The 13,615-nt window shown below is 66.1% G+C and carries 15 protein-coding genes; 10 read left to right on the forward strand and 5 right to left on the reverse strand.

Annotated elements, in window-relative coordinates; genetic code table 11:
* Nucleotides 1-83 precede the first annotated feature (83 nt).
* The 3 genes from RhoFasB10_RS22730 to RhoFasB10_RS22740 all read left to right on the forward strand — a co-directional run bounded on the left by RhoFasB10_RS22730 (nt 84) and on the right by RhoFasB10_RS22740 (nt 2,537).
* Nucleotides 84-1,322 carry an LCP family protein gene (locus RhoFasB10_RS22730; RefSeq protein ID WP_222644076.1) on the forward strand — a complete coding sequence of 413 codons (1,239 nt, stop codon included), beginning with the start codon at nt 84-86 and terminating at the stop codon, nt 1,320-1,322.
* 16 nt (nt 1,323-1,338) lie between these two features.
* Nucleotides 1,339-1,869, forward strand: a complete 531-nt coding sequence (locus tag RhoFasB10_RS22735) for a ferritin (RefSeq protein WP_068429904.1) — start codon at nt 1,339-1,341, stop codon at nt 1,867-1,869.
* A gap of 113 nt (nt 1,870-1,982) precedes the next feature.
* Nucleotides 1,983-2,537 carry a ferritin gene (locus tag RhoFasB10_RS22740; RefSeq protein ID WP_068429902.1) on the forward strand — a complete coding sequence of 185 codons (555 nt, stop codon included), beginning with the start codon at nt 1,983-1,985 and terminating at the stop codon, nt 2,535-2,537.
* Between the two features lie 69 nt (nt 2,538-2,606).
* Here the strand turns inward: RhoFasB10_RS22740 and RhoFasB10_RS22745 are convergent, their stop codons facing one another.
* The 4 genes from RhoFasB10_RS22745 to RhoFasB10_RS22760 form a co-directional block, all read right to left on the reverse strand.
* Nucleotides 2,607-3,512 carry a DUF5926 family protein gene (locus tag RhoFasB10_RS22745; RefSeq protein ID WP_068429900.1) on the reverse strand — a complete coding sequence of 302 codons (906 nt, stop codon included), beginning with the start codon at nt 3,510-3,512 and terminating at the stop codon, nt 2,607-2,609.
* Nucleotides 3,513-3,545: 33 nt separating this feature from the next.
* The gene (locus tag RhoFasB10_RS22750) at nt 3,546-4,328 is read right to left on the reverse strand and encodes a glycerophosphodiester phosphodiesterase (RefSeq protein ID WP_068429898.1); all 783 of its coding nucleotides are present in this window, start codon (nt 4,326-4,328) and stop codon (nt 3,546-3,548) included.
* A complete protein-coding gene (locus tag RhoFasB10_RS22755; RefSeq protein WP_167678753.1) occupies nt 4,325-5,188 on the reverse strand; it encodes a DUF4328 domain-containing protein in 864 nt (287 codons plus the stop codon). Before RhoFasB10_RS22755 ends, RhoFasB10_RS22750 begins: the two co-directional genes overlap by 4 nt.
* A 101-nt stretch (nt 5,189-5,289) precedes the next feature.
* Nucleotides 5,290-5,637, reverse strand: coding sequence for a rhodanese-like domain-containing protein (locus RhoFasB10_RS22760; protein ID WP_346764467.1), 348 nt, complete (start codon nt 5,635-5,637; stop codon nt 5,290-5,292).
* Nucleotides 5,638-5,796: 159 nt separating this feature from the next.
* On the opposite strand from RhoFasB10_RS22760, the gene RhoFasB10_RS22765 reads away from it, so the two are divergent.
* The gene (locus RhoFasB10_RS22765) at nt 5,797-6,726 is read left to right on the forward strand and encodes an LLM class F420-dependent oxidoreductase (protein WP_068430120.1); all 930 of its coding nucleotides are present in this window, start codon (nt 5,797-5,799) and stop codon (nt 6,724-6,726) included.
* Between the two features lie 25 nt (nt 6,727-6,751).
* On the opposite strand, the gene RhoFasB10_RS22770 is transcribed toward RhoFasB10_RS22765, so the two are convergent.
* On the reverse strand, nt 6,752-7,879 hold the full coding sequence (locus RhoFasB10_RS22770) for an acyltransferase (RefSeq protein WP_068429891.1): 1,128 nt from the start codon (nt 7,877-7,879) through the stop codon (nt 6,752-6,754).
* A 253-nt stretch (nt 7,880-8,132) separates the two neighbouring features.
* On the opposite strand from RhoFasB10_RS22770, the gene RhoFasB10_RS22775 reads away from it, so the two are divergent.
* The 6 genes from RhoFasB10_RS22775 (at nt 8,133) to RhoFasB10_RS22800 (ending at nt 13,559) form a co-directional block, all read left to right on the forward strand.
* Complete coding sequence (locus RhoFasB10_RS22775; RefSeq protein WP_068429890.1) at nt 8,133-8,756, forward strand: superoxide dismutase; 624 nt, start codon at nt 8,133-8,135, stop codon at nt 8,754-8,756.
* Nucleotides 8,757-8,962: 206 nt separating this feature from the next.
* Nucleotides 8,963-9,490 carry a peptidase gene (locus tag RhoFasB10_RS22780; RefSeq protein WP_068429889.1) on the forward strand — a complete coding sequence of 176 codons (528 nt, stop codon included), beginning with the start codon at nt 8,963-8,965 and terminating at the stop codon, nt 9,488-9,490.
* Between the two features lie 224 nt (nt 9,491-9,714).
* The gene (locus tag RhoFasB10_RS22785; protein WP_068429888.1) at nt 9,715-10,425 is read left to right on the forward strand and encodes a TMEM165/GDT1 family protein; all 711 of its coding nucleotides are present in this window, start codon (nt 9,715-9,717) and stop codon (nt 10,423-10,425) included.
* A gap of 43 nt (nt 10,426-10,468) precedes the next feature.
* Nucleotides 10,469-11,647, forward strand: a complete 1,179-nt coding sequence (locus tag RhoFasB10_RS22790; RefSeq protein ID WP_167678755.1) for an ATP-binding protein — start codon at nt 10,469-10,471, stop codon at nt 11,645-11,647.
* Nucleotides 11,644-12,669: a hypothetical protein gene (locus RhoFasB10_RS22795; RefSeq protein WP_240931411.1), complete on the forward strand. Its 1,026-nt coding sequence runs from the start codon at nt 11,644-11,646 to the stop codon at nt 12,667-12,669. Before RhoFasB10_RS22790 ends, RhoFasB10_RS22795 begins: the two co-directional genes overlap by 4 nt.
* Before the next feature lie 122 nt (nt 12,670-12,791).
* Nucleotides 12,792-13,559, forward strand: a complete 768-nt coding sequence (locus RhoFasB10_RS22800) for an SDR family NAD(P)-dependent oxidoreductase (protein ID WP_068429885.1) — start codon at nt 12,792-12,794, stop codon at nt 13,557-13,559.
* The last annotated feature ends 56 nt before the right edge of the window (nt 13,560-13,615 follow it).

Below are 13,615 nucleotides of genomic sequence, written 5' to 3' on the forward strand. Positions count from 1 at the left end.
GACCCCCGCCGCCGAGGAACCCACCTCCCGGCCGCATGCCGCCGCCGCGCAGGCCCGACGGCCCGTCCCCGGAGGGCACCCAGATCATCCGACGCGACGGCCGCCCGTCGGCGCCGCGTCCCGGCCCGAGCGGACCACAGGCCTGGTCGCAGGCGCCCGAGCCCGATGCGTTGTCCCGAGGACCCAACCCGACCCGAAGCTACTCACGTAACGATCAGCAGGGCGTGCAGTACGCGCCACGGCAGACCCCGCAGCCGTACGTCGACGAACCCCCGCGCCGCCAGCCACCGCGCCGTGAACCACCCCGTCGTGAGCCCCCTCGTCGCGGAGCACCGCCACCTCCGGCACGGCCGTCGCCGCCGCGTGCGCGCAGGAAACGACACTGGGGTCGACGGTTCGGCGTGACGTTCCTCGTCCTGCTTCTCGCCCTCGGCGGCCTCGTCTACTACGTCGACAGCTCCCTGACGCGCGTAGACGCACTTCCGGAGTACAGCGGCCGCGTCGGCGACACTCCCGGCACCAACTGGCTGCTCGTGGGATCCGACAGTCGCACCGGGCTCACGCCCGAGCAGGAAACGGCGCTTGCGACGGGTGGCGAGGTAGGGCCGAGCCGCACCGACACGATCATCATGATCCACATCCCCGAGGGAGGCGGACCGTCGACGATGGTCAGCCTGCCGCGAGACTCCTACGTGTCGATCCCCGGTTACGGACAGGACAAGCTGAACGCGTCGTTCGCGTTCGGTGGCCCGCCGCTGCTGGTCCAGACGGTCGAGGAAGCCACGGGCGTCCACATCGACCACTACGCCGAGATCGGATTCGGCGGGTTCGCGGGCATCGTCGACGCCATCGGCGGTGTGGACGTGTGCCTGCAGAACGCCATCTCCGACCCGCTCGCCGGCATCGATCTCCCGGCAGGCTGCCAGGAACTCGCCGGGTCGGAGGCGCTCGGTTTCGTGCGGTCGCGTGCGACGGCCCTCGCCGACCTCGACCGGATGAACAACCAGCGACAGTTCATGTCGGCCCTGTTGGCGAAGGCGACGAGCCCGTCGACCTTCCTCAATCCGCTTCGGCTGTGGCCGCTCGTGAAGGACACCGCGTCGTCGATGAGCGTCGCCGAAGGTGACCACATCTGGAATCTCGCCGGTCTCGCGTGGGCGATGCGCGGTGACCTCGTCACGACCACCGTGCCGGTCGGCGGATTCGAGGATTCCGACGTCGGAAACGTGCTGTTGTGGGACGACGATCGTGCGTCGCAGTTCTTCGACGCGCTGGCACAGGACCGTCAGATTCCGGAGGAGCTTCGCACTTCGGGGCCGTAGGAGTAGCGTTACTTCCATGTCCTCCAACGGCTTTCACGAACTCCTGCGGGAGCAGATCGGCCACGAGTTCACGGCGTCGCAGCAGTACGTCGCCATGGCGGTCTGGTTCGACTGCAACGATCTACCGCAGCTGGCGCGACGGTTCTACGCGCAGGCGACCGAGGAGCGTGGCCATGCGTTGATGATGGTTCGGTACCTCATCGACAGAAAAGTCTCGGTCGTCGTGCCGCCCATCGGCGACGTGGCGTCCGAATTCGCCACGGTCGGCGAGGCCGTCGAACTCGCGTTGCGTCAGGAGGAGACCGTCACCGACCAGATCACCGCATTGGCGCAGTCGGCGCGTGAAGGCGGGGATTACCTCGGTGAGCAATTCGTCCACTGGTTCCTGCAGGAGCAGGTCGAGGAGGTAGCGAGCATCCGCAGCCTCGTACGGATCGTGCACCGAGCCGGTACCGACTTCTTCGACGTGGAGCAATACGTGGCGCGCGAAAGCGTCACGCGGAAGAGCCGCGGCACGAACGCTCCGAAACAGGCAGGAACCGTATGACCTGTTTTCGCTGGTAGAGGTAAAGAATTAGGCGGGTCTTATTTAGGGAACGTTGACCTCAATAAGGCCGAGCTTGGATGACAACGCCCTCTGACCAGCATATTCTCGTCGCCATGAGCGCAGACATCAAGGAAACGACCCACTCGAAATTCCACGCACTTCTTCGCGATCAGGTTCGCAACGAATTCAATGCGTCGCATCAGTACATTGCGACCGCCGTGTATTTCGCGAACGTCGACCTGCCGCAGCTGGCAAAGCACTTCTATGCGCAGGCCGTCGAAGAGCGCAACCACGCGATGATGATCATCCAGTACTTCCTGGACCGCGACATCACCGTCGAGCTCACCGGAGTCGACGCCGCGAAGACCGTCTTCACCGACGCACGCGAGCCGATCGCCCTCGCCCTGGCGCAGGAAGAGACCGTCACCGAACAGATCGTCAACCTCGCGAGCACCGCACGCGAAGAGGGCGACTACCTCGGCGAGCAGTTCATGCAGTGGTTCCTCAAGGAGCAGGTCGAAGAGGTCGCCAGCATGAAGACGCTGCTCAACGTCGCAGATCGCGCCGGCCACAACCTGTTCGATCTCGAGCAGTTCGTCGCCCGCGAGTACAGCAACAACGTGCCCTCCGACACCGGCGCACCGAAGGCTGCCGGCGGCGCGATCTGATGTGCCTCCGGCGCTCGTGAGTGGGAATGTAGAGCGGGCTGTACATTCCCACTCACATGCGCGAAGCGCCTAACGCAATGTGACCTGACGAGAACGCAATCCGTCACGTGAGCGTCGCTGCTCCGAGGTCAGCGGCGCATCGTCGGCCAGGGCCTCGGACAGCTTCGCGCCGAATTCGATTGTCGGCGTAGCCCATTCGGTCGGATGCATCTCGGGATCCAGATCGAACACCGGCACGAGCAGACCGTGCGTTCGGAACGATCCCGCATAGCGAGACCCCTCACCCAGCGACAGATCGCCTGCCGCGTGCAGCCGAGCCAGCGCGAGCATCAGATCGTCCTCGCTCTCCGGCCGCACCCACCTCAGATGCGCCTTGTCACCCGCGTCGACCCACCACGCCGCCACCAGGCCCTCGCCTTCCAAGCGTGCCGACGGCATGATCGCCTGGTTGGCGCGTTCGACGGTCGCTGCGACATCGGGTGCAGGAGAGGCGCTTTCGGGAATCCACCAGTTGAAGTCCTGGTGCACGGTGATGTCGAGCTCGCCGACGGAACCCAGAACCTCGCCGATCGGCGCCGTGTTCCCGTCGGGATTCGCTGCTTCGAGCGACTCACCCGCCTCGGCACCCGCAGCCCACCGCAACGCGCTCGACAGATCGGCTGCGACGTTCGGCGAATGCGCCTGAACCTGCAGCGCCGCATAGCCTTTCGTCGCACCATCCTCGTCGCGCGTCAACGCCGCGACCGCACCGGGAAGAACCGTCGCGATCGTCACCGTACGGCCGTCGACCTCGACGGGCGCAGTAGCCGACGGCACGAATTCACGTAGCGCGACGAGATCGCACTCGGCAGCGACACCTTGGAACGGGCGTACCGGCGCGGCAGCCGCGTTCCGACGGTCGGCCTCACGCTGCGCCAGCAGCGCGGCTCGGTTGCTGCCCTGCTTCGGACCACTGTTTCTTTTGCTCTTACCCACGCCCGAAACTTACACGCTATGCCTCCACCCAGGTCATTCCGCAGGCTCCACTCCCGCCTCCAGCCATTCGCGAGTCCGGCCCGGATTGTTCGTCGCGATCCACCCCACACCGAGTTGCCTGCACAGTTCGACGTCGTCCTTCTCGTCGACCGTCCAGCAGTACGTCGCACGTCCCGACGCGGCCGCCCGATCGACGATGCTCGGACGCTCGCGCAACGTGGCAATCGACGGGCCGACGGCGGTCGCACCTACGGTCGTCGCCGCGCCGCCACCGAGGTAGTACGACGCGTCGCCCAGCAGAACCGTCGGAAGCAACGGCGCCGAGCGGCGGATTCGCCAGACGGCGGACGGCGCGAACGACATGATGACCGCACGCGAATGATCCGCGGATGCCGGTTGCGCGAGACCGAAACGATGCAGCTCGGCCAGCACCTTCGCCTCGATCAGGCTGCCGAATCGCACAGGATGCTTGGTCTCGATGAACAGCTTGGTGGGCTTGCTGGTCCAGCTGAGCACCAGCTCGATCAGGTCGGACAGGGTCAACAGTTCCGCCGGCTCGCTGTCGTCGCCGTAGTCGAACGTCTTGAGCGTGTCGTACGACAGTTCGCTTACGATGCCGGTGCCGTTGGAGGTGCGGTCGACGCGGCGGTCGTGCACACAGACGATGTGCCCGTCCCGGGTCAACCTGACGTCGCATTCGAGCCCGTCGGCACCTTCGCGCAGCGCGAGATCGTACGCGGCAAGCGTGTGTTCCTTCTTCTCCGCCGACGCGCCGCGATGGGCGACGACGAACGGTCCACGGCGTCCCGACGTCATGACGCGGTCACCTCGTCGCGCGCGGGTTCGGTCTTACGCGAGGTGTCCACGACCCACCGCGTCGGCGCGGGCCTGTCCGCACCACGCAAGCTGCGACTCTCGACGTCGCGCACGAGCCGCAGAGTGAAAAACGCCATGCCTGCGCCGACGAGGGCCAACAGTGCGGAGAACAGCACGCCGTCGGCCTGTGCTTGCAGGGAATCGCGGGTGCGCCACAGCGCCGCGCCGAGAATCAAGACCCAGTTCACGGTCCAGCTCGCCCACCAGAGACGAACCAGCATTCGCAGCCGATGTCGGTCGCTACGGCCTCGGACGTCGACCAGTTCGGTGAGAAAGACGCCCGGCAGAACCAGCGACACAACCGGAACCAGGCACCCGAGAAAAATCGTCCGGCCGCTGCGTGGATCGCGGGATCCCGCCCGCGCATAGAAGTCACGACGGCGTTTCACGAGCCAGCAGGTCGACGCGACAGCAGCCGCGATACCGATGACGATTGCCGAGACCTCGGCGAACAGAACGAGAGCGTCGGACGTGACGAGTACCGTGCGGTCGATCAGACGCGTCCGGTTGTACAGCAGAATTCCGTAGCGGACGAGCTCGGCCACGAACGCGAGCAGCAGCAGCGCCCCGGTCAGAACGAGCAGTCCCGACGCCGACCGAGCCCACCGGTCCAGCCGGGAGACGTGGTCGTCGGGCCGGGAAACCGGGTGGTCCAGCAGTCCCCAGCGCGGCATCTCGTCGTACCGCGGTGTCGTCCTCGGACGGCGGACCGTGCGACGCGGCGGCCTGGTCCCGCTTCTCGGTGTGCGCGCAACCCACTTGAAGTTGCGAATGCCCTGCGCAGGGGCCTGAGCCGACACCGGTGACAGCAGAACTCCATGGCATCGCGGGCACCACACCGCAGGCGCAGTCCCGACGGGCCACCGTGTGGCACAGCGGGCGCAGACCTGGAATGCGGACACTAGAAGATCTTTGCGTCGTCGGCGCCGTCGTCACGCACGAGAGGCCGGCCCGCGACCTGCCAGCCGACCATGCCGTCGTCGACGTTGACCGCGTCGTATCCGATCTGCTGGAGATACTCGACGACGCGCAGCGAACGGCCGCCCTGCCTGCACACGACGTACAGCTCGGCATCGATGTCGATTTCGCCGATCCGCGACGGAACTTCGGTCATCGGGATGTGCACTGCGCCGGGCGCATGCCCTTGCTGCCATTCGTCGTCCTCGCGGACGTCGAGGAGAACCACCGGTTCGGTCAGTTCGAGAGGCAGTTCGGCGGCGGGCACGGAAGGGCGATCCAGAGCAGACACTCCCCGATCTTGTCACGCAGTCGCCGTGACCTGCCACCCCACAGCCGCGTTATCCACAGTTTCCACAGGACATTCCACAGAAACGGGGAATCCGACGGTTTTCATCCACAGGCGTCGAGCGGCCTCTCTTCTAGGATTCGAAGCATGGCCTCATCGAGTATCGAACTTCGCATCTTCACCGAACCACAGCAGGGGGCGACGTACGACGACCTTCTGCGCGTCGCTCGCACCGCCGAGGACCTCGGCTACGGCGCGTTCTTCCGCTCCGACCACTTCCTGGCCATGAACGCCGAAGGACTGCCCGGTCCGACGGACGCGTGGATCACGCTCGCCGGCATCGCCCGCGAGACCTCGGCGATCCGGTTGGGGACGCTGGTGACGTCGGCGACTTTCCGCTACCCGGGACCGCTGGCGATCAGTGTCGCGCAGGTCGACGCGATGAGCGGCGGCCGCGTCGACCTCGGTCTCGGCGCCGGATGGTTCGAAGAAGAGCACACCGCGTACGGCATCCCGTTCCCACCGCTCGGTGAGCGATTCGATCGGTTGGAAGAGCAGCTCGCCGTCATCACCGGGCTGTGGGAGACGCCCGTCGGCGACACGTTCTCGTACGACGGCAAGCACTATCCCGTCGCCGATTCGCCCGCGCTGCCCAAGCCGGTACAGAGTCCGCGACCTCCGATCCTGATCGGTGGTGGCGGCAAGAAGCGCACGCCTGCGTTGGCAGCGAAGTACGCCGACGAGTTCAACATCCCGTTCGCCTCGCTCGACGACACGGACACGCAGTTCGGCCGCGTTCGCGCCGCGTGCACGACGGCCGGCCGTGATCCCGAATCCCTCGCGTATTCGACGGCGCTCGTGCTGTGCTGCGGAAAGACCGAGGAGGACGTTGCCCGACGCGCGGCCGCCATCGGCCGTGAGGTGCCCGAACTGCGCGAGAACGGTGCCGCGGGTTCGCCTGCCGAGCTGGTCGACAAGATCGGCCGCTACGGCGAGATCGGTGCGTCGCGGGTGTATCTACAGATGCTGGACCTGAGCGACCTGGATCATCTCGAGCTGGTGGCGTCGGAGGTCATGCCGCAGCTTCGCTGACTCGTGAGTGGCAATGCATAGCCCTCTATGCATTGCCACTCACGGGGCGGCGTAGCCGCCCGTTCAACCAGCGGGCGGCGGGCGTCTCGACCCATCGGTAGACGGCTTCGGACACCACTGCGGTGACGGCGACGAACGCGACGACGGCCCCGGTGGGCCCGGTGATCGGGACGACGTTCTCGTAGACTCGGTAGAGAATCAGCGTATGGACCAGGTAGATCGCGTAGCTGCGGGTGCCGATCCAGCGTACGACTTCCCACTGGGCGACGCGGCCGTCGTACCGGGCCAGGACCAGAACCAGTCCGGTCACGACGACGATCGTCCACATGTACTTGTCGCCTGCCCAGTAGGCGTGGATGTCCGTCGCGAGGCGCACCACCTCGGCCTGCGCGATGACGGCGACGACGACCCACCGCCAGCCGATGATCCGCGCCCACCCGAGGTAGATGATCTGCCCGAGGAACAGCGTCGGTAGCGTCGCGGCGATCTTGGACAGCATCGGCACCGACCACGGCTGCGGAATGTAGAAGTTGTAGAGCAGCACGACGACGCACAGGGCCGCGCCCATCAGCGGCACAACCACCGGATACCGGCGCAGCACGCCGCGAACAGCCGAGCAGTAGAGGTAGAACAGCAACTGAACGGTCAGCGTCCACGTGACGCCGAGTACCGCGACCTCGGGCTTCAGGAAGAAGCCACCGAGCACGAAGCTCAGCGCTGCCTCGGAATTGCTGATGCCGTTCTGACCGCTGAACATGCCGTTGATCCCGAGCCGAACCAACACGATCGCCGCGGCGACGCTCACCCACAGCGCGGGGAGCAGCCGCGCGAGCCTGCTGACGGCGAAGTCCCGACGCGACTGCCGCATCGCCGAGCGCGTGACGAGCAAGCCCGTCAGCAGCATGAAGATCGCGACGCCGACGAACGACAGGTGTTGGTTGAGACCGGTCTCCTGCACGAGCGTCGCGTAGACGACGTCGATGACCCACCAGCCTTCGCCGCGGTCGTCGATCAGATAGAACGAGATGTGCGAATAGAGGACCGCGAAGACCGCGATGGTCCGAAGCAGGTCAGCGCCCGCGAGTTCGACCCTGGGGGCGACGACCGAGGGTCGCGCGTCGGCACGCTCGCTCGACCTTCCCACCGGACCCACGCGGGCAATACTAGGTTCCTGTTCACTTACCGGACGAATCCTGACGCCGGGCTGTGATCTTGCCGTGACCTTCCCGGGTGCCGAGACGAGCGCCGAGCCGTGCGTCGCGTGGGCGCGTTTTTATTCCGAGAAATGCGTCTCGGTTACAGGTGTTGCACTAGGGGTAGGAATGATATTGGGTTGAACCTGACGAATGATCAACAGAAGGCGTACGCCTGCAGTTTTGCGTCGCGCCGAAAGAGAAGGGAAACACGTGTCCGAGTACACCCTGCCCGACCTTGACTTCGACTACTCCGCCCTCGAGCCCCACATCTCGGGCGAGATCAACGAACTGCACCACTCCAAGCACCACGCAACCTACGTTGCCGGCGCCAACACCGCCCTCGAGAAGCTTGCCGCTGCACGCGACAACGAGGACCACGGCGCCATCTTCCTGCTCGAGAAGAACCTCGCGTTCCACCTCGGCGGACACGTCAACCACTCCATTTGGTGGAAGAACCTCTCCCCGAACGGTGGCGACAAGCCGACCGGCGAACTCGGCGCTGCGATCGACGATCAGTTCGGTTCGTTCGACAAGTTCCGCGCACAGTTCACCGCCGCAGCCAACGGCCTGCAGGGCTCGGGCTGGGCAGTTCTCGGATGGGACTCGCTCGGCAAGAAGCTGCTCACCTTCCAGCTCTACGATCAGCAGGCCAACGTGCCGCTGGGCATCATCCCGCTGCTGCAGGTCGACATGTGGGAGCACGCCTTCTACCTGCAGTACAAGAACGTCAAGGCCGACTATGTCAAGGCATTCTGGAACGTCGTCAACTGGGCCGACGTCCAGGCTCGCTTCGAGGCAGCGACGTCGAAGACCCCGGGCCTGATCTTCCCGTAAGCGTTCTTCCGTAAGCCTTTTCGCATCGATGGGCCGTGGCAGCCGACAGACGGTTGCCACGGCCCATCGATGCGTTCGAGGGTAGGCCCGAAAAACCGTTAGCACTCACACCATCTTGTGTGCCAGAACGGTTTCGGGCCACAGTTGGTCGTACCCAACGTGGCGTACCGGATTTTTCTGGGCTGATCCCGCGCGAGGAGTGCGACATGAACGACCGTGATCTCATCGGCATCTCCCCCTTCCATGCCGCAGGCATCCTGCAGGGCTTCGTCGTCTCCGGCCGCTGGCCCGACACGACGAAGGAGTGGGCACAGTTCCTCGCGTTGGCCGTGCGCGTCGCGTCCATGCCGGGTCTGCTCGTCACGTCCACCGTGTTCGGCGTTCGAGAAGAGCTTCCCGACGACCCGGCGCCCGGAACCGTCGGACTCGTCGTGTCCGAGGGCACCGTCATCGGTGAGACGGCTGTCACACCCGGTCGCTTCGCGGACCATCAGCCGGCGGCCCTTCTGATGCTGCATCCGCCGTCCGAGACCACTCCGAGCCTCCCCGAATGCGCCGGGGCCGCGTCGGGATGCGTTCTGTTGCCGGGCTTGCCGCATCTGGGCCTCGAACACCGTGCTGCCTGGGTCGAAGCGGAATCCGACGGTACCGTCACGTCGATGGTCAGCAGGGTCGGCCTCGACCCGATCAGCGATCCCGACACCGCTGTTTTGGCCATGCTCCTGGCGTCGTGACCTGGGCCCGAACGCGTAAGTTCGGGATCCCAAACTTATTGTGCCGTTGGACTTTTCACGAACCCCCTCCTAATCTGGACCGCAGCGAAGGGGAGTAGCCCCCAATTGCTGTGTCGACATACTGGCAGCGCGGATCGATGCGCAGCCCGGCACAGTGAACCGTCTCGAGACAGGCGGTGGGCGAGACCTTCGGTCAGAGAAGACGACCGAAGGAGTCTCACCCCGTGCTGTCCGCCCTGTTCCTCAGCTTCGCTGTCATCTTCGTCGCCGAGCTCGGCGACAAGTCCCAGTTGATGGCCATGACGTTCGCGTTGCGCTACAAGTGGTACGTCGTCATCGGCGGAATCACGGCTGCTACCGCCGTCACCCACCTGGTCTCGGTCGCCGTCGGCCACTTCCTCGGCCTGTCGATCCCCACCCACATCGTCTCGATCGTCGCGGGCATCGCGTTCGTGATCTTCGGATTGTGGACGCTGCGAGGCGATTCGCTGTCCGACGAGGAAGGCGAGAAGGCGTCGAAGGTCGGACGCTCGGCATTCATCGCGATCGCATCCGCATTCCTCCTCGCCGAGCTCGGCGACAAGACGATGCTGGCGACGGTCACCCTGGCCGCCGACAACAACTGGTTCGGCGTCTGGATCGGCTCGACGGTCGGCATGGTCGCCGCCGATGCGCTGGCCATCGTCGTCGGAGCCGTCCTCGGTAAACACTTGCCCGAGAACTTCATTCGCATCGGTGCGGCGGTTCTGTTCTTCGTCTTCGGTGTCTCCCTGTTCTTCGACGGCGTCATGCCGGAGACCGCGGCTCCGGCGATCGGTGCAGCCGTCGTGTTCGTGGTCTCGGTCATCGCGTGGATCGCGATCGCCGCCACCCGTCGCCGAAAGAACCGCGACGAGGTGTCGTTCGAACAGCAGAACGTGTTGAACGACAAGTAGTCACCGCCGTACACTCGTCCGCCGAGACGAGGGACGGGGATGCATGACGACCGACCGTGACGGCACGGGTGAGCATTCGTCGTCGGATCGACTGCTTCGCACGTTCGCCCGCTTCATCGCAGCCGGCTATCTGATCTACCTCGTGATGCTGTTTCCGGAAATCGTTCGTACAGCATCGTTCACCGCGTCGTGGTGGACACCCACCAGCACCGTCGCCGTCTTCGGCACCGGGCTGGCCATGGCCGCCGCGTCGGTCGCCCCGGACGCGAAGTGGGTTCGAATCGCGGCTGCCACAGCATCTGTCACGTACCTGGCAGCGGCACTGACGTGGTGGTTCGCATGGAACGGCACCCCGGACATGAACGGTATGCCGCTGGCGACCTTCCCCGGTGTCGCAGGACTCGCAGCCGGGTGCGCGTTTCCTGGCCGGCTCGCGTTCGCCTATCTGGCAGCGGCCGTGTCGTCGGTCCAGATCGGTCAGTACGCACTTCGATCGACTCTCGTCGATGCGCCGTTGTTCGCGGAATTGGTCTTCGCACTCGTCCTGTGCTCGGTGTTCCTCGCCGCAACCATCGGTGCTTTCAGGACGGCCCGCATTCTCGACGCGACCATCGACGCCACCCACCGGCAGGTATCCGCGACGGCAGCCGTCAGCGCACGAGCGGTCGAACGCGAGCGCTTCGACGCTCTGATTCACGACGGCGTGTTGTCCACCCTGCTCGCGGTCGCCAGGCAAGGACGCACCGACGGGGTCGTTCAGCAAGCGAAACGCACTCTCGCGCAATTGGATTCGCTACGCGCACACGCGGTCGTCACCGAATTCGACGCGAGCGAAACCGTCGCCCATCTACGTTCTGCCGCAACGACTGTCGACGAACACATCACCGTCACCGTCACCGTCGGGGCGGCCGACAGCGGACGCTTCTCGGCCGACGCCGTGCGCACGCTCGGCGCGGCCGTGTCGGAGGCCGTCCGGAACAGCGTCCGACACGGCGGCGACGACGCCACCCGCGCGGTCGCCATCCGCGTCGACGACGGACTCCTCGACGTCGTGATACGCGACGACGGTTCCGGATTCGATCCGGCGCACGTGCCGCCGCACCGCCTCGGCATCGCCGTCAGCATCCACGGTCGAATGAAGAGCCTGGCCGGTGGTTCCTCACGGCTCGAATCGGCTCCCGGCGCCGGCACGACCGTTCAGCTGTCATGGACGCCGCAATGAACGAGCACGACGGCGAGGACATCCGTGACCTCATCGGCATCCGGTCGCGCGCCGCGTACTGGTTCGTCGGCTTCTACACACTCGCCGCTGTCACGTGCGCCTTGTCGACGCTCGACGGCGTCGACCCGGTCTGGCCGGTCCTGGTGGCCGCGTGTGTCACCGCGGCCGGCGCGCTGGGCGTCGTCATGACTCCGGGCGACCCGCTACCCCGACTGCCCGCCGTGGCGTTGACGGCCGTCGGCCCGATCACCTGCGCGCTGGTCTTCGCTGCCGTCCCCGTGCCGCTGACCAGTGCGCTTCAGACCTGGCCGCTGGGCATGTCGGTCGTGATGTACACGTTCATGTGCGTGCGCGGCCGGACACCGCTGGCATGGCTCGGTCTTCTGATGTCGGTGGGCATCACCGTGCTGTGGGCCGTGGAGACCGGTCAGGGCGCGCACTACGGGTTGTCCTACAGCTTGATCAACGCTGCCCCGCTACTGATGGCGACGTTCTTCGCGTTCACCATCAGACCGCTCGGACGCTCCATCTTCGAGCTGCGGAGGCAGTCGACCGAGCGCATCGCCGCTCAGGCCGCTGCCGCTGCCGTCCTCGACGAACGCGACGCCCAGCTGGAACGCCTCGATGCGCTGGCACGCCCCCTGCTCGAACGTGCCGTCACCGGGCCGGATCTCGACTCCGAGGAGGCGATGGCGTGCGTCGTCCTCGAAGCGGATCTGCGTGATTCGCTGCGTGCGCGTCGTCTCGTCGACCCCGTCCTGCAGGATTCGGTGCGTGCCGCGCGGCGACGCGGCGTCGGCGTCGTGCTTCTCGACGACCATGCCGACGGGGACCTGCCCGACGAGGTGCGCGCGACCATCGTGACGTCGGCCGCCCGGTACCTCGACGACCTCGAGAGCGGCTCGGCCACCATTCGGCTGCTCCCGCCCGGTCGACCGGTGCTCGCGACGATGCTCGTCGATTCGCCGGAGTCGACCTACCGCGTCGAGTACGCGCACGACGGGTCGTCCCGCATCCCGTAGCCGGTGTGACTCGCAGCTGGACCGATTCGGGATGTGTCGGGCGCCGCACCAATGCTTGGACGTCCCAGTTATGGTGCAGGGCGAGAGCATTACCGGGCACGACCAGCGAAGGGGATTCGTCAGTGGAGATTTCGGGAACAGCAGCTCTGGTCACAGGAGGCGCGTCGGGCCTCGGTGCCGCGACGGCCGCACGACTCGCGGGGGCGGGTGCCACCGTGTTCGGCCTCGATCTGGCGCAGTCCATCGAACGCGCAGGTGACAACGTTCCGGACGGGGTCACGCTGATCCCCGCCGACGTCACCAGCGAAGAAGAGGTCGAGGCAGCCCTCGACACGATCACCGGCGCAGGCGTCCCGCTGCGCATCGTCGTCAACTGCGCAGGTGTCGGCTGGGCCGGCCGCATCCTGTCGAAGAAGGGCCCGCACGACCTCGAGCTCTTCCGCACGGTCATCACCATCAACCTGCTGGGCACGTTCAACGTCATGCGCCTGGCCGCGAACCGCATGCAGTCGCTGCCGACGGTCGACGACTCGGGCCAGCGCGGCGTCGTCGTCAACACCGCCTCCGTCGCGGCGTTCGAGGGTCAGATCGGTCAGATCGCCTACACCGCCTCGAAGGGTGGCGTGCACGCGATGACGATCACCGCGGCGCGTGACCTCGCGCAGGTCGGCATCCGCGTCAACACGATCGCACCCGGCATCGTCGACACCCCGATGCTCGCCGGCGTCACCGAGGAGTACCGTAAGGGCCTCGAAGCAAGCGTGCCGTTCCCGTCGCGCCTCGCTCAGCCCGCCGAATACGCGCAGCTGGTGCAGATGATCGCCGAGCACGACTACCTCAACGGCGAGACCATCCGCATGGACGGCGCGATCCGCATGGCGCCGCGGTAGTTTCCCCAACCCGATCGCATCGATGGACCGTGGCAGCCGATAGACGGTTGCCGCGG

It is taken from the genome of Rhodococcus sp. B10, from assembly GCF_011770055.1.
In the GTDB taxonomy this organism is placed as follows: Bacteria; Actinomycetota; Actinomycetes; order Mycobacteriales; family Mycobacteriaceae; genus Rhodococcoides; species Rhodococcoides kyotonensis_B.